The organism is Streptomyces sp. BK79, assembly GCF_044142145.1.
Lineage (GTDB): Bacteria > Actinomycetota > Actinomycetes > Streptomycetales > Streptomycetaceae > Streptomyces.
This window is the reverse complement of sequence record NZ_JBHVOC010000008.1, coordinates 128,328-148,153: the sequence shown is the minus strand read 5'-3', so window position 1 is coordinate 148,153 and position 19,826 is coordinate 128,328. Positions and strand designations below refer to the sequence as shown.

Sequence of the window (19,826 nt, the reverse complement as noted above, 5' to 3'; positions counted from 1 at the left end):
GTCAGCCGAAGAAGTTCCGTACGTGCTCCAGGCCGTCGACCAGCGCGTCGATCTCGCCCGGCGTGGAGTACAGATAGAACGACGCTCGCGTGGTCGCAGGAATTCCGTAGCGCAGGCAGACGGGGCGGGCGCAGTGGTGGCCGACCCGGACCGCGATGCCCTGCTCGTCGAGGACCTGGCCCACGTCGTGCGGGTGGATGTCGCCGAGCGTGAAGCTGATCGCCGCGCCGCGCTCCTCGGCCGTGGTGGGGCCGATGATGCGCAGGTCCGGGACCTCCAGCAGACGCTTGACCGCGTACTCGGTCAGCGCGTGCTCGTGGGCGAGGATCTTGTCCATGCCGATCGAGTCGAGATAGTCGATCGCCGCGCCGAGGCCGACCGCCTGCGCGACCGGCGGCGTACCGGCCTCGAACTTGTGGGGGGCCGGGGCGTACGTGGAGGAGTGCATCGAGACGGTCTCGATCATCTCGCCGCCGCCGAGGAACGGCGGGAGGTCCTCCAGCAGCTCCTGGCGGCCCCACAGGACGCCGATGCCGGTCGGACCGCACATCTTGTGGCCGGTGAAGGCCACGAAGTCGGCCTGGAGGGCCTGCACGTCCAGCGGCATGTGCGGCGCGGCCTGGGAGGCGTCGACGCAGACCAGCGCGCCGACCTCCTGGGCGCGGCGCACGATCGCCTCGACCGGATTCTGGGTGCCCAGGATGTTGGAGACCAGCACGAAGGAGACGATCTTCGTCTTCTCCGTGATGACCTCCTCGATGTTGGACAGGTCCAGGCGGCCGTCGTCCGTCAGACCGAACCAGCGGAGCTTCGCGCCGGTGCGCTGCGCGAGCAGCTGCCACGGCACGATGTTGGAGTGGTGCTCCATCTCCGTGATGACGATCTCGGTCTCGTGGTCCACCCGGTAGGGCTCGTCGGCCCAGCCCAGCATGTTGGCCACGAGGTTGAGGGACTCCGAGGCGTTCTTGGTGAAGATCACCTCGTCGCGGGAGGGCGCGTTGATGAACTCCGCGACCTTGTCGCGCGCGCCCTCGTACAGCGCCGTGGCCTCCTCGGCGAGGACGTGCACGCCACGGTGGACGTTGGCGTTGTACCGCTCGTAGTACTCGCTGAGCGCGTCCAGCACCTGGCGCGGCTTCTGGCTGGTCGCCGCGTTGTCCAGGTACACGAGCTTGCGCCCGTCGTGGACCTGGCGGTCCAGGATGGGGAAGTCCTTGCGGATCGCCTCGGTGTCGAGGAGGCCCGGCAGCTGTGTCACGCGGATACGCCACCCTTCGTGTAAGCCTCGTAGCCCTCGTTCTCCAGCTTGTCGGCCAGCTCCGCGCCGCCGGACTCGACGATGCGGCCGGCCGAGAAGACGTGGACGAAGTCGGGCTTGATGTAGCGCAGGATGCGCGTGTAGTGCGTGATCAGCAGGGTGCCGACCTCACCGGTCTCGCGGACGCGGTTGACGCCCTCGGAGACGACGCGCAGCGCGTCGACGTCCAGGCCGGAGTCGGTCTCGTCGAGGATCGCGACCTTCGGCTTGAGCAGCTCCAGCTGGAGGATCTCGTGGCGCTTCTTCTCACCGCCGGAGAAGCCCTCGTTGACGTTGCGCTCGGCGAAGGCGGGGTCCATGTTGAGGCGCTCCATGGCCTCCTTGACCTCCTTCACCCAGGTGCGCAGCTTGGGGGCCTCGCCGCGGACGGCGGTGGCGGAGGTGCGCAGGAAGTTGGAGACCGAGACGCCGGGGACCTCGACCGGGTACTGCATGGCGAGGAAGAGGCCGGCGCGGGCGCGCTCGTCGACGGACATCTCCAGGACGTCCTCGCCGTCGAGGGTGACGGTGCCGCCGGTGATCGTGTACTTGGGGTGACCCGCGAGGGAGTAGGCGAGGGTCGACTTGCCGGAGCCGTTGGGGCCCATGATGGCGTGCGTCTCGCCCTGCTTCACGGTGAGGTCGACGCCCTTGAGGATCTCCTTCGTGGCGTTGTCGGCCTCGACGGTGACGTGCAGGTCTCGGATTTCAAGCGTTGCCATGGGTGCCTCAGGACTCCTGGGTGAGGGAGACGAGCACGTCGTCCCCTTCGATCTTTACGGGGTATACGGGGACGGGGCGCGTCGCCGGAAGACTGTCGGGCTTGCCGGAACGGAGGTCGAAGCGCGAGCCGTGCAGCCAGCACTCGATGTGGCAGTCGTCGACCTCGCCCTCGGCGAGCGAGACGTTCGCGTGCGAGCAGATGTCGTGGATCGCGAAGACCTCGCCCTCGGTGCGCACGACGGAGATCGGCGTGCCGTCGAGTTCCACCCGCTTCGGGGTGTCCTCCTCCAGCTCGCCCGCCCCACAGACGCGTACGAAGGTCATGCGACCGACGCCTCCAGCTCCTCGTCGATCTTGGTGAGCAGACGCTCCTCGATGTCCGGGACACCGATCTGCTGGACCAGCTCGGCGAAGAAGCCGCGGACCACCAGGCGGCGGGCGTCGATCTCGGGGATGCCGCGCGCCATCAGGTAGAAGAGCTGCTCGTCGTCGAAGCGGCCGGTCGCGGAGGCGTGGCCGGCGCCGACGATCTCGCCGGTCTCGATCTCCAGGTTCGGCACCGAGTCGACCCGCGCGCCGTCCGTGAGGACGAGGTTGCGGTTCATCTCGTAGGTGTCGGTGCCCTCGGCGGCGGCCTCGATGAGCACGTCGCCGATCCAGACCGCGTGCGCGTCGTCGCCCTGGAGCGCGCCCTTGTAGACGACGTTGGACTTGCAGTGCGGGACGTTGTGGTCGACCAGGAGGCGGTGCTCCTGGTGCTGGCCGGCGTCCGTGAAGTACAGGCCGAACAGCTCGGCCTCGCCGCCGGGGCCGGCGTAGGCGACGCGCGGGTGCAGGCGCACCAGGTCGCCGCCGAAGGTGACCACGAAGGACTTGAAGGTGGCGTCCCGGCCGACCAGCGTGTTGTGCTGGCCGACGTGCACGGCCTTGTCGTCCCAGTCCTGGACGGAGACGACGGTCAGCTTGGCGCCGTCGCCCAGGACGTAGTCGACGTTGGCGGCGAGCACGGCGTCACCGGTGTGGTCGATGACGACCACGGCCTCGGCGAAGGCGCCCAGCTCGACGACCTGGTGGGCGTAGGCGGTGCCGCCCTGGCCGTGCACGGCGATGCGGATCGGCTCGGTGAGGACCGTCTCCTTGGGGACGGTGATCACACCGGCCTTCTCGAACGCCGAGTAGGCCTGGGCGGCGACCCGGTCCACCGGGGTGCCGGCCCTGCCGAGGCGCGCGTCGTCCCGGCCGACGGTCTCGACGACGACGCCCTCGGGGGCGTCGATGTCGACCTTCACGCCGTCACCGGAGGCGGCCGCGGTGCCGTCGTGCAGGCCGCGCAGCCGCTCCAGCGGGGTGAACCGCCACTCCTCCTCGCGGCCGTGCGGGACCGGGAAGTCCGCCACGTCGAAGGACGCGGGCGCGCTCATGCGGGTGGCGACGGTCGACTCGGCGGCCACCGCGATCTGGCCCGCGGTGGTGGACCCCACGGGGATGTTCTGAGCCTCAGCCATGGCTGTCGGTCTGCTCTCTTCCTACGTCAGAAATCTGGCGACTGCTTCGGGGGCGGCTCTTAACCGACCGCGCCTTCCATCTGCAGCTCGATCAGCCGGTTGAGTTCGAGGGCGTACTCCATGGGCAGCTCCTTCGCGATCGGCTCGACGAAGCCGCGCACGATCATCGCCATCGCCTCGAACTCGCTCAGACCGCGGCTCATCAGGTAGAAGAGCTGGTCCTCGGAGACCTTGGAGACGGTCGCCTCGTGGCCCATGGACACGTCGTCCTCGCGGACGTCCACGTAGGGGTACGTGTCGGAGCGGGAGATGGTGTCGACGAGCAGCGCGTCGCACAGCACGTTCGACTTGGAGCCGTGGGCGCCCTCGCCGATCTCGACGAGACCGCGGTACGACGTACGGCCGCCGCCGCGCGCCACGGACTTCGAGACGATGTTGGAGGACGTGTTCGGCGCCATGTGGACCATCTTGGAGCCGGCGTCCTGGTGCTGGCCCTCGCCCGCGAAGGCGATGGACAGGGTCTCGCCCTTGGCGTGCTCGCCCATCAGGTAGACGGCCGGGTACTTCATCGTCACCTTGGAGCCGATGTTGCCGTCGATCCACTCCATGGTCGCGCCCTCGTACGCCACGGCGCGCTTGGTGACCAGGTTGTAGACGTTGTTCGACCAGTTCTGGATGGTCGTGTAGCGGCAGCGGGCGTTCTTCTTGACGATGATCTCGACCACGGCGCTGTGCAGGGAGTCCGACTTGTAGATCGGAGCCGTGCAGCCCTCGACGTAGTGCACGTAGGCACCCTCGTCGACGATGATCAGGGTCCGCTCGAACTGGCCCATGTTCTCCGTGTTGATACGGAAGTAGGCCTGGAGCGGGATCTCGACGTGCACGCCCGGGGGAACGTAGATGAAGGAGCCGCCGGACCACACCGCGCTGTTCAGCGACGCGAACTTGTTGTCACCGACGGGGATGACGGTCCCGAAGTACTCCTTGAAGAGCTCCGGGTGCTCCTTCAGCGCCGTGTCGGTGTCGAGGAAGATGACGCCCTGCTCCTCCAGGTCCTCGCGGATCTGGTGGTAGACGACCTCGGACTCGTACTGGGCCGCGACACCGGCGACGAGGCGCTGCTTCTCCGCCTCGGGGATGCCGAGCTTGTCGTACGTGTTCTTGATGTCCTCGGGCAGGTCCTCCCAGGACTCCGCCTGCTTCTCCGTGGAGCGCACGAAGTACTTGATGTTGTCGAAGTCGATGCCGGAGAGGTCCGAGCCCCAGTTCGGCATGGGCTTCTTCTCGAAGAGGCGCAGGCCCTTGAGGCGGAGCTTGGTCATCCACTCCGGCTCGTTCTTCTTCGCGGAGATGTCGCGGACGACGTCCTCGTTGATGCCGCGCTTGGCAGAGGCGCCGGCCGTGTCGGAGTCGGCCCAGCCGTATTCGTACTTGCCCAGGCCCTCGAGCTCAGGGTGAGCAGTCTCCGTGGGGAGAGTCATGCGGGGTTCCTCCCGGCCGTGCTTGCAGATGCGATATCGGTATCGGTGTGCGTGGACGCGTGCGCCGTGTCGGCCGCGTGCGAGGTCTTCGGAATGAACGTGGTGCAGACCCCGTCGCCGTGCGCGATGGTCGCGAGCCGCTGCACATGCGTACCGAGCAGCTCGGCGAAAAATTCCGTCTCCGCCTCGCACAGCTGCGGAAACTGCTCGGCGACGTGGGCGACCGGGCAGTGGTGCTGGCACAGCTGCTCGCCCTGCTGGGGGTGGGGCGCGCTCCGCGCGGTAGCAGCGTACCCGTCCGCGCTCAGGGCCTTGGCCAGCGCTTCCGTGCGCTTGCCCGGAGGCGCCGACTCGACGGCCTTGCGGTACGCGCCCGCCTGGCCGGCGATCCGGGCCCGGGCGAAGGCGGCGATGGCCTTCTCCCCGCCCTCCTGCTCGGCGATCCAGCGCAGGGCGTCGGCGGCCAGCTTGTCGTACGACTGGTCGAAGGCGTCCCGGCCGCAGTCGGTGAGCGCGAAGACCTTGGCGGGCCGCCCGCGCGTGCGCGTGCCGTAGACCCGCTGTTCACGGGCTTCGACCACGTCGTCGGCGACCAGCGCGTCGAGGTGACGCCGGACGGCGGCCTGGGTGAGCCCCAGACGCCCGGCGAGTTCGGCGACGGTCGACGGCCCGTGGTCCAGGATGGAGCGCGCGACGCGGTTGCGGGTGGACCGCTCACCGGTCGCGAGTTCCTCCTGCGGAGCCTCGCCAACGTTTTTCACAACGCCATTGTTGCGTAATTCCTTGGAGCCGGGCAAGCCGCGTCCGGATCATCGAGTGGTGCCCTGCGTCACTTAGGTATACCTAATCTGACCTGCGGAAACGATCTTTGATCGATCAATCCGGTGGCGTCCCGGACCGGGCTGGGGGACACTCCCGGGCATGCCCACACCCCCTCCCACCGGCCCACTCGTCACCCGCGGCACCCTCGCCGCCGGGCTGCGCGAGCTGGGTGTGCGGTCCGACGACACGCTCCTCGTGCACTCCTCCCTCAGCTCCCTCGGGTGGGTCTGCGGAGGGCCCGTCGCGGTCGTCCAGGCACTGCTCGACGTGCTCGGACCGGACGGCACGCTGGTGGTCCCGACCCAGACCGGCGACCTCTCGGACCCGGCGCTGTGGAAGAGTCCGCCGGTGCCCGAGGAGTGGTGGGACACCGTCCGGGCGGCGATGCCCGCCTACGACCCGCTGGTCACGCCCTCGCGCGGGGTCGGGGTGATCCCCGAGACCGTGCGCACCTGGCCGGGCGCCCTGCGCAGCGCCCATCCGCAGACCTCCTTCGCCGCGCTGGGCCCGCGCGCCGGGGAGGTGGTCGCCGGGCACGCGAGGGACTGCCGGCTGGGCGAGCGCAGCCCGCTGGCGACCCTGGAGCGGATGGACGCCCGGGTCCTGCTGCTCGGCGCCGGCTACGAGGCGTGCACCGCCTTCCACCTCGCCGAGTACCGCATCCCGTCCCCTCTGGTGGAGGTGGGGCGGCCGGGGCCGGTGGGATGGGAGCGGGTGACCGAGGTGTCGATCACCTCGGACCGCTTCGACGAACTGGGGCACGACTTCGAACGGGACCGGCCCGTCGTGCACGGTCGGGTCGGCGCGGCCGTCACCCGCCTGTTCCCGCTGGCGGACGCGGTCGCCTACGCCGAACGGTGGCTGCCGCTGCACCGCCCGCGCGACTGACGGGGCGAACGCGTCCGCGCCCGCGGGACCCCGACGGGTTCGGCTCCCGCCCTGCCCGGCGGCCTCCGGCACACCGGAAAGGGTCGGCACGACACGCGAGCCACCACGAGCACCCCGCCCCAGCCGGCTCGCACCCCGGCGGACGGACCACGACCACCGCCCACCAGCCACCGTCCCCGCAGGCCCCGGGGCACGCCCGGGGCCCACACGGCACGCACCGGCCCTCGCGCCCCGGCGACCGTGCACCCCCGCACGCGGCCCGTGAGCACACGGCCCGTGAGCGGTCCGCACGACACCCGGGCCTGCCCGCGCCGCACCCCCCACGCCCGGCCCGGCCCCGCACAGCCCACCCGGCCCGCACGGCCGCACCCGCCTGCCCAGCCGACCCGCGAGGCCCCGCACGGCCCGCCAGGCCGTGCCCAGCCGGCCCGCGAGGCCCCGCGCGCCTGGCGCCCCCTCCCGGCCGGTGGGCGCGCGCGTCGCGCCCAGCAGTGTCACCTCGTGCAGCGCGCACGACGCGCACGCCCGTCCCCGCGCGCCGTACGCCGCTCCGCGCGCCCGCGCGCCTCCGCCGACGCCTCAGCACCCCCGCGCCCCACCCCGGAGGAGGGGATCCCGCACCCCCGCGCCCGGCTGCTCCCGCGTCTACCTAGACTCGTGACCCATGCGAAGCGAGCCCGTGGTCCAGGTCCAGGCCCTGGTGAAGCGGTACGGCACGAAGACCGCGGTGGACGGCCTCGACCTGGCGGCCCGGGCGGGTGTCACCGCCGTACTCGGCCCCAACGGGGCGGGCAAGACGACCACGATCGAGACCTGCGAGGGGTACCGGAGGCCGGACTCCGGCACGGTGCGCGTGCTGGGCCTCGACCCGGTGGGACAGGGCGCCGAGCTGCGTCCCCGCATCGGCGTCATGCTGCAGTCCGGCGGGGTCTACTCCGGCGCCCGCGCCGACGAGATGCTGCGCCACGTGGCGAAGCTGCACGCCCACCCCCTCGACGTCGACGCGCTCATCGAGCGGCTCGGCCTGGACTCGTGCGGCCGGACGACGTACCGCAGGCTCTCCGGCGGCCAGCAGCAGCGGCTCGCCCTCGCGATGGCCGTGGTCGGCCGCCCCGAGCTGGTGTTCCTGGACGAGCCGACCGCCGGTCTGGACCCGCAGGCCCGCCGCGCCACCTGGGACCTGGTGCGGGACCTGCGGGGCGACGGGGTCTCCGTCATCCTCACCACCCACCACATGGACGAGGCCGAGCAGCTGGCCGACGACGTCGCCATCATCGACGCAGGCCGGGTCGTCGCCCAGGGCTCCCCCGAGGAGCTGTGCCGCGGCGGCGCCGAGAACACCCTGCGGTTCTCCGGCCGCCCGGGACTGGACGTCGCGTCCCTGCTCAAGGCGCTGCCGGCGGACTCCTCCGCCGCCGAGCTGACACCGGGCTCCTACCGCGTCAACGGCAAGGTCGACCCCCAGCTGCTCGCCACGGTGACCTCCTGGTGCGCCCAGCACGGGGTGATGCCGGACCGGATCTCGGTGGAGCGGCACACCCTGGAGGACGTGTTCTTGGAGCTGACGGGCAAGGAACTGCGCTCATGACGACGACCGACGGCACGTACACGCCGAAGCCCGGTGCCGCGCCCCTCGGCCGGATGATCGCGGCCCAGGCGGCGCTGGAGACCAGGATGCTGCTGCGCAACGGCGAGCAGCTGCTGCTGACGGTGGTCATCCCGACGCTGCTGCTCGTCCTGTTCAGCACCGTCGACATCATCGACACCGGCGCCGGGAAGGCCGTGGACTTCCTCGCCCCGGGCGTCCTGGCGCTCGCCGTGATGTCGACCGCGTTCACCGGGCAGGCCATCGCCACCGGCTTCGAGCGGCGGTACGGGGTGCTGAAGCGGCTCGCCGCCTCCCCGCTGCCGCGCTGGGGACTGATGACCGCCAAGACGGTGTCCGTCCTGGTCACCGAGGTCCTCCAGATCGTGCTGCTGACGGTGATCGCGTTCGCGCTGGGCTGGTCGCCGCACGGCAACCCGTTCACCGTGCTGCTGCTCCTGGTCCTCGGCACGGCCGCCTTCTCCGGGCTCGGGCTGCTCATGGCGGGCACGCTGAAGGCGGAGGCGACGCTGGCCGCCGCCAACCTGGTCTTCCTGCTGCTGCTCGTGGGCGGCGGGGTGATCGTGCCGCTGGACGAGTTCCCGGACGCGGCGCGGAGCGTGCTGGGGCTGCTGCCGATCTCCGCCCTGTCGGACGGGCTGCGGGACGTGCTCCAGCACGGTGCCTCGATGCCCTGGGGCGACCTGGGGATCCTCGCCGTATGGGCCGTCGCCGGGCTCGCGGCGGCCGGGAAGTTCTTCCGCTGGGAGTAGGAACACATGCCCGGAACGGGACCCTCGTGAAAGCGTGCACAAGCGGCCCCCTACGATGGACGGCGTGCCAAACGTGACCACCGCCGACGCCGCATCCGCCGTGCGCAACCCGCTCGCCTTCATCGCCGCGCGCTGGACCCCGGATCCCCGGACGGTCCGGCGGGCGGCCCTGACCGCACTCGTCATGTCGGTGGTCATCGTGGTCACCGGCGGCGCGGTGCGCCTGACCGGTTCCGGCCTCGGCTGCCCGACCTGGCCCAAGTGCACCGACGACTCGTTGACCAACACCAGCGAGATGGGCATCCACGGCGTCATCGAGTTCGGCAACCGCATGCTGACGTACGTGCTGTGCGCGGCGGTCGGCTGGGCGATCATCGCCGCGCGCTCGCAGAAGCCGTTCCGGCGCAGCCTGACGCGGCTGGGCTGGGCGCAGTTCTGGATCGTGATGGGCAACGCGATCCTCGGCGGCATCGTGGTCCTCGTCGGCCTCAACCCGTACACGGTCGCGGCCCACTTCCTGCTGTCCACCGCGCTGATCGCGGTCGCCACGGTGATGTGGCAGCGCACCCGGGAGGGCGACGCGGCACCGCGCCCCCTGGTCGGCAAGGCGGTCCAGCAGCTGGTGTGGGCGCTGGTCGTCGTCTCCGTGCTGCTGATCGCGGTCGGCACCGTGGTGACCGGCGCCGGCCCGCACGCGGGCGACTCCAGCGAGGTCGAGCGGATGCCGCTCGACTGGGAGACGGTGAGCAAGGCGCACGCCGTCCTGGCGTGGGTCGTGGTGACGCTGGCGTTCGCCCTGTGGTTCGTGCTGAAGGCGGTCGACGCGCCCAGGGCCCCGCTCTCCCGCACCCGCGACCTGTTCCTGGTGCTGCTCGCCCAGGGTGCCGTCGGCTACGTGCAGTACTTCACCGACCTCCCCGAGATCCTGGTCGGCCTGCACATGTTCGGCTCCTGCCTGGTGTGGATCGCCACGCTCAGGGTGCTGCTGGCGCTGCGCGAGCGGCCGGAGGAGCCGGCCGGCGTGCCCGGTCCGGCGGCGGAGGCGACACTCACACGGGCCTGAGCGGGCTCACGTTCCCGGCGGGACCCGCCGGGACCTGCTCCAGCCCGTAGACCCGCCCCGCGTTCCCCGACGCGATCATCCCCGCCACCCGCTGCGCGTCCCCCAGGGACCACGCCCCCTCGGCCACCCAGGTGCCCAGCACCCGGCCGAGGGCCTCGCGGAACAGGCGGGCGGCGACCACGTGCAGCTCGGGCAGGCCCTGGGCGCCGCTGGAGAACAGGATCTTGCCGAAGGGCGCCAGCTCCAGGATCTCCGCGAGGACCGTCGCCGCGCGGGCGCCGGTGCGCACCAGGGCAGCGCCCGAGTCGGCGTAGACGTGCGGGAAGACGCCGGCGAGGTGGGCGGCGTGCCGGTGGTACGGGTAGCCGTGCAGCAGGACCAGGTCGGTGCCGAGCCCGGCGGTGGCCCGCACGAAGTCCGTGAGCAGCACCGGATCGGTGCGGTCGATGCGCAGGCCCGGCTCCCCGAGCCCGGCGTGCAGCTGGAGCGGCCGGCCCGAGGCGACGGCGATCCACAGCAGGTGGCGCAGGAGGACCGGGTCGCTCAGCTCGCCGCCGACCTCGCGCCCGGTGAGCCAGCGGGCGGCGGCGCCGCGCACCTCGCCCGGGCCGGGCGGTTCGGGCGCCAGCGCCAGACCGTGCCGTACGCCCGCGACGGAGGTGAAGGCGACCGCGTGCGCGGCGGCGCCGTGGACGGCCTCGGCGAGGTTGGCGAGGAAGGACTCGACGGTGCCGGAGGTGTCGGCGACCTGCTCGGCCAGCAGTTCCAGGCGCACGATCTCGTGGGCGTCGGCGGCCGCGGCGGAGGCCATCTCGTCGGGTCCGGTGAGGTCGCCGGGCAGGCCGGCGTCGACCAGGTAGGTGGTGATGCCGCTGCCGCGCAGCAGCCGGCGGTCGGCCTCCAGGACGCCCAGCTCGCGGCGCCGGGCCAGATAGCGGGCGGGCGGGCAGTGCGGTTCCAGGCCGAGCAGGGGCGGGCACCAGCGGCGTACCGCGAAGCCGGTCTGGGTGTCGAAGAGGGTGGTGCCCGGTGCGGGCGGACCCTCGGTGCGGGCCAGCTGGGCCTCGAAGGTGCCGAGGCCCAGCTCCGTTCTCAGGACGCCGTGGCAGTACTGGTCCACCAGGGACGGCGTTTCGATCATCCGGACTCCCCGTGTGGGACCGTGTGCCGGACGGCTCGGGCGCCGTGCGGCCTCCTACGGTCCTAACGGGTGAACCCGGGCTCAGGTGTTGCTCGGGCCGCCCACCTGGATGCCCGCCATGCGCGACCACTCGTAGCGGCCGGTCTTCACCTTGGCCGCGAACTCGCCGTCGAAGTCCTCGTGGACGGTGATCCCGGACTTCTCCACGGCCTGCCGGGCGCTCTCGTAAGAGCGTGCGACCAGGTCGCCCCAGGCGCCGTCCGCGCCGACGAGCACGATCCGGGCGCCGCGCTCACCGAGGTAGGCCACCTGGCCCTCGGCGCCGCCGTGTGCCTTGGAGAACGCCTCGATCCGTCCGGCCATCCGGGCCACCCGGCGCTCGGCCCAGCGGTCGGGCTTCGTCTCAACCTGCTGCGTGTCTGCCATGCCCAGGATGCTACCGACGGGTAGATCGAACGGCGACGGGCGGGGTGCGTGGCCTTGACCACGCACCCCGCCCGTCGGAGCCGTCTGAAGCGGGACTCAGCGCAGGAAGGGGTCCACCGCGATCGCCAGGAAGAGCACCGACACGTAGGTGATCGACCAGTGGAACAGCCGCATCTCCTTGAGCTTGGCGCCCGTGACCTCGGCCTTGGCGCGGTTCTGCAGCCCGTGCGCCTCCCACAGCCACATGCCGCCGGCCAGCAGGGCGACCGCCGTGTAGAACCAGCCGGTGTAGCCGAGCGGCGTCAGCAGCAGCGACACGGCGACCATCACCCAGCTGTAGACGACGATCTGCCGGGCGACGACCTTGTTGGAAGCGACGACCGGGAGCATCGGCACGCCGACGCGCGCGTAGTCCTCCTTGACCTTCATGGACAGCGGCCAGTAGTGCGGCGGCGTCCAGAAGAACATGACTGCGAAGAGGATGACCGGCGCCCAGGACATCGAGTTCGTCACGGCCGACCAGCCGATGAGCACCGGCAGGCAGCCGGCGATGCCGCCCCAGACGATGTTCTGCGAGGTGCGGCGCTTGAGGATCATCGTGTAGACGACGACGTAGAAGAGGAGCGCGCCGAGCGAGAGCCAGGCCGACAGCCAGTTGACCGTGAGGCCGAACAGGAGCGTCGAGACGATCGCCAGGGTGATGCCGAAGGCGAGGCATTCGCGCGGGCTGACCATGCCGGTGACCAGGGGGCGCTGCGAGGTGCGGTCCATCAGCGCGTCGATGTCGCGGTCGATGTACATGTTCAGCGCGTTGGCGCCGCCCGCGGACAGGTAGCCGCCGACGCAGGTCAGCAGCACCAGCCTCAGATCCGGAACACCCTGTTCGGCCAGGAACATCACCGGAACGGTGGTGATCAGCAGAAGCTCGATGATCCGCGGCTTGGTCAGCGCCACGAACGCCTTGACACGGGCCCCGAACGGCCGGTGACTCGGGCTCTGGCTCGTCCCGATAACCCCCGCAGGACGGGATTCAACGGCCGTCACGCACACCCCTGACAGAGACATCCCAGCGAGCCCGACCGTGTGAAGTGGCGGTAAAGGCTCGCGCGTACCACGCCACTTTAGACGTTGCCCATACCTCGGCCTTCGCGGGGGTGGGGTCGTGTTGGGAAGGGTGCTCCGACGTGCGTTCGGAGAGTCGATTGAGCGGTCAGATGAGCGGCTCCGTATTCACTTGCCGAATGCGGTTTCGCCCAGTCGGCAGGCGGATCCGGAAGAGTCCCGGCAGTCTGGTTTCCAGGGGAAAAACGCACGTACTTACGGGGGTAGGCTCAACAACGGCCGGCCGACTCAGGACGCGCCGGCAGCCGGTGGGCGCCACGTGCACCGGCATCCGACATGTGGAGAGGAGCCCTGACTCAGGGTGAGCACCAAGCCGACCACCACAGACCTCGAGTGGACCGAACTGGACCAGCGGGCCGTGGACACCGCCCGCGTCCTGGCCGCCGATGCCGTACAGAAGGTTGGCAACGGCCATCCGGGTACGGCGATGAGCCTGGCGCCCGCCGCCTACACCCTCTTCCAGAAGGTGATGCGGCACGACCCCGCCGACGCCGACTGGGTCGGGCGCGACCGTTTCGTGCTGTCCGCCGGCCACTCGTCCCTGACCCTCTACACCCAGCTCTACCTGGCCGGCTTCGGCCTGGAGCTGGCGGACCTGGAGTCCTTCCGGACGTGGGGTTCCAAGACCCCCGGCCACCCGGAGTACGGGCACACCACCGGCGTCGAGACGACGACTGGCCCGCTCGGCCAGGGCGTCGCCAACGCGGTGGGCATGGCGATGGCCGCCCGCTACGAGCGCGGCCTGTTCGACCCGGAGGCCCCCGAGGGCACCTCCCCGTTCGACCACTTCATCTACTGCATCGCCGGTGACGGCTGCCTCCAGGAGGGCATCTCCGCCGAGGCGTCCTCCCTCGCGGGCCACCAGAAGCTCGGCAACCTGGTCCTGCTGTGGGACGACAACCACATCTCGATCGAGGGCGACACCGAGACCGCCGTCTCCGAGGACACCTGCAAGCGGTACGAGGCCTACGGCTGGCACGTGCAGCGCGTCGCCCCGAAGCCGGACGGCGACCTGGACCCGAACGCGCTCTACGACGCGATCGAGGCGGCGAAGAAGGTCACCGACCGCCCCTCCTTCATCGCGATGCGCTCGATCATCGCCTGGCCCGCCCCCAACGCGCAGAACACCGAGGCCGCGCACGGCTCGGCGCTCGGCGACGACGAGGTCGCCGCGACCAAGCGGGTCCTGGGCTTCGACCCGGAGAAGACCTTCGAGGTCTCCGACGAGGTCATCGAGCACACCCGCAAGGCGCTGGAGAAGGGCCGGGCCGCCCGCGCGGTGTGGGAGAAGTCCTACCAGCAGTGGCGGGACAACAACCCGGAGCGCGCCGCCGAGTACGAGCGCGTCGCCAAGGGCGAGCTGCCCAAGGGCTGGGAGGAGAAGATCCCGGTCTTCGAGGCGGGCAAGGGCGTCGCCACGCGTGCCGCCTCCGGCAAGGTGCTCCAGGCGCTCGGCGCGGTGATCCCCGAGCTGTGGGGCGGCTCGGCCGACCTGGCCGGCTCGAACAACACCACGATCGACAAGACGTCGTCCTTCCTCCCGGCGGGCAACCCGCTGCCCGAGGCGGACCCGTACGGCCGCACCATCCACTTCGGCATCCGCGAGCACGCGATGGCCGCGGAGATGAACGGCATCGCGCTGCACGGCAACACGCGCATCTACGGCGGAACGTTCCTGGTCTTCTCCGACTACATGCGCAACGCCGTGCGCCTGTCGGCCCTGATGCACCTGCCGGTGACGTACGTGTGGACGCACGACTCCATCGGCCTGGGCGAGGACGGCCCGACCCACCAGCCGGTCGAGCACCTCGCCTCGCTGCGCGCCATCCCGGGTCTGAACGTGGTCCGTCCTGCCGACGCCAACGAGACCGCCATCGCCTGGCGCGAGATCCTGCGCCGCTGGACGAAGGAGTTCGGCAAGGGCCAGCCGCACGGTCTGGCGCTGACCCGCCAGGGCGTGCCGACGTACGAGCCGAACGAGGACGCGGCCAAGGGCGGCTACGTCCTGTTCGAGGCGGAGGGCGGCGACGCCCAGGTGATCCTCATCGCCACCGGTTCCGAGGTGCACGTGGCCGTGGAGGCCCGCGAGGCGCTCCAGGCCGACGGCGTACCGACCCGCGTGGTGTCGATGCCGTCCGTCGAGTGGTTCGAGCAGCAGGACCAGGGGTACCGGGACAGCGTGCTGCCCCCGTCCGTGAAGGCCCGTGTCGCGGTCGAGGCCGGGATCGGACTGACCTGGCACAAGTACGTGGGGGACGCCGGCCGCATCGTTTCCCTGGAGCACTTCGGTGCTTCGGCGGACGGCAAGGTGCTCTTCCGCGAGTTCGGCTTCACTGCCGAGAACGTGGCCGCCCAGGCGCGGGAATCGATCGCCGCAGCCCAGCGCTGACGCTCACACACGACACGTAGGAGATGCATTTTCCATGACAGACGCACTCAAGCGCCTCTCCGATGAAGGCGTCGCGATCTGGCTGGACGACCTGTCGCGCAAGCGGATCACGTCCGGCAACCTCGCCGAGCTGATCGACCAGCAGCACGTCGTGGGCGTCACCACCAACCCGTCGATCTTCCAGAAGGCGATCTCCGAGGGCGACGGCTACGACCAGCAGCTCGCCGACCTCGCCGTCCGCCGGGTCACGGTGGAAGAGGCCATCCGCATGATCACCACGGCGGACGTCCGGGACGCCGCCGACATCCTGCGCCCCGTCTTCGACAACACGGGCGGCAAGGACGGCCGGGTCTCCATCGAGGTCGACCCGCGCCTCGCGCACAACACCCACGCGACGGTCGCCGAGGCCAAGCAGCTGGCCTGGCTGGTGGACCGGCCCAACACGCTCATCAAGATCCCGGCGACCGAGGCCGGCATCCCGGCGATCGCCGAGACCATCGGCCTGGGCATCAGCGTCAACGTCACGCTGATCTTCTCGCTGGAGCGCTACCGCAAGGTCATGGACGCCTTCCTGACCGGCCTGGAGAAGGCCAAGGAGCGCGGCCTGGACCTCTCGCAGATCCACTCGGTGGCGTCCTTCTTCGTGTCCCGTGTGGACACCGAGATCGACAAGCGGATCGACGCGCTGGGCACCGACGAGGCCAAGGCGCTGCGCGGCAAGGCCGCCGTCGCCAACGCCCGCCTCGCCTACCAGGCGTACGAGGAGGTCTTCTCCTCCGACCGCTGGGCCGCCCTGGAGAAGGCCGGCGCCAACAAGCAGCGCCCGCTGTGGGCGTCGACCGGCGTCAAGGACAAGGCGTACAGCGACACCATGTACGTCACCGACCTGGTGGCGCCCAACACGGTGAACACCATGCCGGAGGCGACGCTGTTCGCCACCGAGGACCACGGCGAGATCACCGGTGACACCGTCGCCGGCACCTACGAGAAGGCCCGCGCCGACCTCGACGCGGTCGAGAAGCTCGGGATCTCCTACGACGAGGTGGTCCAGCTCCTGGAGGACGAGGGCGTCGAGAAGTTCGAGGCGTCCTGGAACGACCTGCTCAAGTCGACGGAGGCGGAGCTCAAGCGCCTCGCTCCCTCGGAGGGCTAAAAATTGTCAAGCAGCAATCCGCTGCGTGACCCCGCAGACCGACGGCTCCCGCGTATCGCGGGGCCGTCGGGTCTGGTCATTTTCGGCGTCACCGGCGATCTGTCCCGCAAGAAGCTCATGCCCGCCGTATACGACCTCGCCAACCGGGGTCTGCTGCCGCCGGGCTTCTCGCTCGTCGGGTTCGCCCGCCGCGACTGGGAGCACGAGGACTTCGCCCAGGTCGTGCACGACGCCGTCAAGGAGCACTCCCGTACGCCGTTCCGCGAGGAGGTCTGGCAGCAGCTCAGCCAGGGCATGCGCTTCGTCCAGGGCACCTTCGACGACGACGAGGCGTTCGAGCGGCTGCGCGGCACCATCGAGGAGCTGGACAAGGCGCAGGGCACGGGCGGCAACTTCGCCTTCTACCTGTCGGTGCCGCCGAAGTCCTTCCCCGTGGTCATCCAGCAGCTGAAGAAGCACCAGCTGGCCGACCAGTCGAGCGGCTCCTGGCGCCGCGCGGTGATCGAGAAGCCCTTCGGGCACGATCTGAAGTCGGCCGAGGAACTCAACGCGATCGTCCACGAGGTCTTCGCCCCGGACCAGGTCTTCCGCATCGACCACTACCTGGGCAAGGAGACCGTCCAGAACATCCTGGCGCTGCGTTTCGCCAACCAGATGTTCGAGCCGATCTGGAACCGGTCCTACGTGGACCACGTGCAGATCACGATGGCCGAGGACATCGGCATCGGCGGCCGGGCCGGCTACTACGACGGCATCGGCGCGGCCCGTGACGTCATCCAGAACCACCTGCTCCAGTTGCTGGCGCTCACCGCGATGGAGGAGCCCTCGTCCTTCGACGCGGACGCGCTGGCCGCGGAGAAGACCAAGGTGCTCGGCGCGGTCCGCCTCCCCAAGGACCTGGGCCGGGACACCGTGCACGCCCAGTACGCGGCCGGCTGGCAGGGCGGCGCGAAGGTCATCGGCTACCTCGACGAGGACGGCATCGACCCGAAGTCGAAGACCGACACCTACGCCGCGATCAAGGTCGGCATCGACAACCGCCGCTGGGCGGGCGTCCCCTTCTACCTGCGCACCGGCAAGCGCCTGGGCCGCCGGGTCACGGAGATCGCGGTCGTCTTCCAGCGCGCCCCGCACTCCCCCTTCGACACGACGGCCACCGAGGAACTCGGCTCGAACGCGATCGTCATCCGCGTCCAGCCCGACGAGGGCGTCACCGTCCGCTTCGGCTCCAAGGTGCCGGGCACGTCGATGGAGATCCGGGACGTGTCCATGGACTTCGCCTACGGCGAGTCCTTCACGGAGTCCAGCCCGGAGGCGTACGAGCGCCTCATCCTCGACGTGCTGCTCGGCGACGCGAACCTGTTCCCGCGCACCGAGGAGGTCGAGCTGTCCTGGAAGATCCTCGACCCGATCGAGGAGTACTGGGACCAGCACGGCACCCCGGCCCGGTACCCGGCCGGCACCTGGGGGCCCGTCGAGGCGGACGACATGCTCGAGCGAGACGGACGGAGCTGGCGCCGGCCATGAAGACAGACCTCACGGACACCACGGCCAGCAAGATCAACAAGGCGCTGGTGCTGGGCCGCCGGGCCATCGGCACGCCGGCCATCGGCATGGTGCTCACCCTGGTCATCGTCACCGACGAGGAGAACGCCTACGACGCGCTGAAGGCCGCGAGCGACGCCGCGCACGAGCACCCCTCGCGCACGCTCGTCGTCATCAAGCGCGTCTCCCGCTCGCCCCGGGACCGCACGAAGTCCCGCCTGGACGCCGAGGTCCGCCTCGGCACCGACGCGGGCACCGGCGAGACGATCGTGCTGCGGCTGTACGGCGACGTCGTCGACCACGCCCAGTCGGTGGTCCTGCCGCTGCTGCTGCCGGACGCCCCGGTGGTGGTGTGGTGGCCGGTGAACGCGCCGCTGGACCCGGCCGGGGACCCGCTGGGCGCCCTGGCCCAGCGCCGGGTCACCGACACCTACGCCTGCGAGGAGCCGATCCGGGAACTGACGGCCCGTGCCGACGCGTACGCCCCGGGCGACACCGACCTGTCCTGGACCCGGATCACGCCGTGGCGCTCGATGCTGGCGGCGGCCCTGGACCAGGTCGACTGCGAGGTGCGGTCGGTCGAGGTGGAGGGCGAGGAGTACAACCCGAGCTGCGAGCTGCTGGCCATGTGGCTGGCGGACCGGCTGGACGTGCCGGTCCAGCGCACCGCGTCCGCCGGTCCCGGTCTGACCGCGGTCCGGATGGACACCGACTGCGGCCCGGTCGTCCTGGACCGGGCCGACGGTTCGCTCGCGACGCTGTCCATCAAGGGCCAGCCGTCACGGGCGGTCGCGCTCAAGCGCCGTGAGACGGCCGAGCTGATCGCGGAGGAACTGCGGCGCCTCGACCCGGACGACACGTACGCCTCGGCGCTGCGGTACGGGGTGGACCGGCTGAACGCGCCGGGCGCCGCCCCGGCCGAAGGGGGCTCCGGCGACGGTGACGGGGACGGGAACGGGGCGGTCGCCGTCCCCGCTCCCGTCGAGACGGCCGCGAAGGCGCCCGCGAAGGACGCGACGCGCAAGAAGGCACCCGTGAAGAAGGCGGCGGCGAAGTGAGTACTCCCCAGCTGGTCGTGCACCGCGACAAGGAGCTGATGGCCGAGGCCGCGGCGGCGCGGCTGATCACGAAGATCGTGGACGCGCAGGCCTCCCGGGGCAGCGCGTCGGTGGTCCTCACCGGCGGCCGCAACGGCAACGGGCTGCTGACCGCGATCGCCGGATCCCCGGCCCGGGACGCCATCGACTGGTCCCGCCTGGACCTGTGGTGGGGCGACGAGCGCTACCTCCCGGAGGGCGACCCGGAGCGCAACGTCACCCAGGCGCGTCGGGCGCTGCTTGACTCGGTGCCGCTGGACCCGAAGCGGGTGCACGCGATGCCGGCGTCGGACGGCCCGCACGGCTCGGACGTGGAGGCCGCCGCGGCGGCGTACGCGCGGGAGCTGGCCGAGGCGTCCGTCCCGGAGAACCACGCCGCCGTCCCGTCCTTCGACGTCCTCCTCCTGGGCGTCGGCCCGGACACGCACGTGGCGTCCCTCTTCCCGGAGCACCCGGGCGTACGGGAGACGGAGCGCACGGTGATCGGCGTCCACGGCTCCCCCAAGCCGCCGCCCACCCGCGTCTCCCTGACCCTGCCGGCCATCCGCACGGCCCGCGAGGTGTGGCTGCTCGCGGCGGGTGAGGACAAGGCGAACGCGGTCGCGATGGCCCTCTCGGGCGCGGGCGAGATCCAGGCCCCGGCAGCGGGGGCGCAGGGCCGCGCCCGCACGCTGTGGCTCCTGGACGCGGCGGCGGCCTCGCGGCTGCCGAGGTCGCTGTACCCACCGGCGTCGGCCTGACCGGCCGCCCGGCGTTCGAGGACGGGAGGGGCGGCGGGGGCGGTGAGGGCGAGAACCCTCACCGCCCCCGCCGCCC

The 19,826-nt window shown here is 71.0% G+C and carries 18 protein-coding genes; 9 read left to right on the top strand and 9 right to left on the bottom strand.

The genetic code is table 11. The annotated features are described in order from the left end of the window. Window position 1 precedes the first annotated feature (1 nt). The 6 genes from ACFIF2_RS12295 to ACFIF2_RS12270 are packed head-to-tail and all read right to left on the bottom strand — an operon-like array spanning window position 2 to window position 5,767. Window positions 2-1,258, bottom strand: coding sequence for a cysteine desulfurase (locus tag ACFIF2_RS12295; RefSeq protein WP_395572622.1), 1,257 nt, complete (start codon window positions 1,256-1,258; stop codon window positions 2-4). After that, window positions 1,255-2,019, bottom strand: a complete 765-nt coding sequence (gene sufC / locus ACFIF2_RS12290; RefSeq protein WP_053762339.1) for a Fe-S cluster assembly ATPase SufC — start codon at window positions 2,017-2,019, stop codon at window positions 1,255-1,257. Before sufC ends, ACFIF2_RS12295 begins: the two co-directional genes overlap by 4 nt. 7 nt (window positions 2,020-2,026) lie before the next feature. Continuing rightward, entirely contained in the window at window positions 2,027-2,344 is a 318-nt protein-coding gene (locus ACFIF2_RS12285) for a non-heme iron oxygenase ferredoxin subunit (protein ID WP_073721582.1), read from the bottom strand. Then, window positions 2,341-3,525: a Fe-S cluster assembly protein SufD gene (gene sufD, locus ACFIF2_RS12280; protein ID WP_395572621.1), complete on the bottom strand. Its 1,185-nt coding sequence runs from the start codon at window positions 3,523-3,525 to the stop codon at window positions 2,341-2,343. The genes ACFIF2_RS12285 and sufD overlap by 4 nt, the downstream gene beginning before the upstream one ends. A gap of 59 nt (window positions 3,526-3,584) precedes the next feature. After that, complete coding sequence (gene sufB, locus ACFIF2_RS12275) at window positions 3,585-5,006, bottom strand: Fe-S cluster assembly protein SufB (protein WP_384962865.1); 1,422 nt, start codon at window positions 5,004-5,006, stop codon at window positions 3,585-3,587. Further along, a complete protein-coding gene (locus ACFIF2_RS12270) occupies window positions 5,003-5,767 on the bottom strand; it encodes a helix-turn-helix transcriptional regulator (protein WP_395572620.1) in 765 nt (254 codons plus the stop codon). The genes sufB and ACFIF2_RS12270 overlap by 4 nt, the downstream gene beginning before the upstream one ends. A 160-nt stretch (window positions 5,768-5,927) precedes the next feature. On the opposite strand from ACFIF2_RS12270, the gene ACFIF2_RS12265 reads away from it, so the two are divergent. The 4 genes from ACFIF2_RS12265 (at window position 5,928) to ACFIF2_RS12250 (ending at window position 10,137) form a co-directional block, all read left to right on the top strand. After that, window positions 5,928-6,716: an aminoglycoside N(3)-acetyltransferase gene (locus ACFIF2_RS12265; protein ID WP_395572619.1), complete on the top strand. Its 789-nt coding sequence runs from the start codon at window positions 5,928-5,930 to the stop codon at window positions 6,714-6,716. Between the two features lie 664 nt (window positions 6,717-7,380). Next, entirely contained in the window at window positions 7,381-8,304 is a 924-nt protein-coding gene (locus tag ACFIF2_RS12260; protein WP_395572618.1) for an ABC transporter ATP-binding protein, read from the top strand. Next, on the top strand, window positions 8,301-9,074 hold the full coding sequence (locus tag ACFIF2_RS12255) for an ABC transporter permease (RefSeq protein WP_395572617.1): 774 nt from the start codon (window positions 8,301-8,303) through the stop codon (window positions 9,072-9,074). Before ACFIF2_RS12260 ends, ACFIF2_RS12255 begins: the two co-directional genes overlap by 4 nt. 55 nt (window positions 9,075-9,129) lie before the next feature. Then, window positions 9,130-10,137, top strand: coding sequence for a heme A synthase (locus tag ACFIF2_RS12250; RefSeq protein ID WP_395572616.1), 1,008 nt, complete (start codon window positions 9,130-9,132; stop codon window positions 10,135-10,137). Here the strand turns inward: ACFIF2_RS12250 and ACFIF2_RS12245 are convergent. The 3 genes from ACFIF2_RS12245 to ACFIF2_RS12235 all read right to left on the bottom strand — a co-directional run bounded on the left by ACFIF2_RS12245 (window position 10,124) and on the right by ACFIF2_RS12235 (window position 12,754). Continuing rightward, a complete protein-coding gene (locus ACFIF2_RS12245) occupies window positions 10,124-11,278 on the bottom strand; it encodes an amidohydrolase family protein (RefSeq protein WP_395572615.1) in 1,155 nt (384 codons plus the stop codon). The genes ACFIF2_RS12250 and ACFIF2_RS12245 overlap by 14 nt on opposite strands. A gap of 81 nt (window positions 11,279-11,359) precedes the next feature. Next, the gene (locus tag ACFIF2_RS12240; RefSeq protein WP_395572614.1) at window positions 11,360-11,704 is read right to left on the bottom strand and encodes a hypothetical protein; all 345 of its coding nucleotides are present in this window, start codon (window positions 11,702-11,704) and stop codon (window positions 11,360-11,362) included. Window positions 11,705-11,800: 96 nt separating this feature from the next. Then, window positions 11,801-12,754, bottom strand: coding sequence for a heme o synthase (locus ACFIF2_RS12235; protein ID WP_395572743.1), 954 nt, complete (start codon window positions 12,752-12,754; stop codon window positions 11,801-11,803). A 373-nt stretch (window positions 12,755-13,127) separates the two neighbouring features. On the opposite strand from ACFIF2_RS12235, the gene tkt reads away from it, so the two are divergent. From tkt to pgl, 5 genes are read left to right on the top strand one after another with little or no spacing between them, the layout of a single operon-like run. Beyond that, complete coding sequence (tkt, locus tag ACFIF2_RS12230; protein WP_395572613.1) at window positions 13,128-15,215, top strand: transketolase; 2,088 nt, start codon at window positions 13,128-13,130, stop codon at window positions 15,213-15,215. 34 nt (window positions 15,216-15,249) lie between these two features. Beyond that, window positions 15,250-16,368, top strand: coding sequence for a transaldolase (tal, locus tag ACFIF2_RS12225; protein ID WP_395572612.1), 1,119 nt, complete (start codon window positions 15,250-15,252; stop codon window positions 16,366-16,368). A 3-nt stretch (window positions 16,369-16,371) separates the two neighbouring features. After that, window positions 16,372-17,895 carry a glucose-6-phosphate dehydrogenase gene (gene zwf / locus ACFIF2_RS12220; protein ID WP_395572611.1) on the top strand — a complete coding sequence of 508 codons (1,524 nt, stop codon included), beginning with the start codon at window positions 16,372-16,374 and terminating at the stop codon, window positions 17,893-17,895. After that, the gene (gene opcA, locus ACFIF2_RS12215) at window positions 17,892-18,971 is read left to right on the top strand and encodes a glucose-6-phosphate dehydrogenase assembly protein OpcA (protein ID WP_395572610.1); all 1,080 of its coding nucleotides are present in this window, start codon (window positions 17,892-17,894) and stop codon (window positions 18,969-18,971) included. Before zwf ends, opcA begins: the two co-directional genes overlap by 4 nt. Beyond that, the gene (pgl, locus tag ACFIF2_RS12210) at window positions 18,968-19,750 is read left to right on the top strand and encodes a 6-phosphogluconolactonase (RefSeq protein WP_395572609.1); all 783 of its coding nucleotides are present in this window, start codon (window positions 18,968-18,970) and stop codon (window positions 19,748-19,750) included. Before opcA ends, pgl begins: the two co-directional genes overlap by 4 nt. Window positions 19,751-19,826 lie beyond the last annotated feature (76 nt).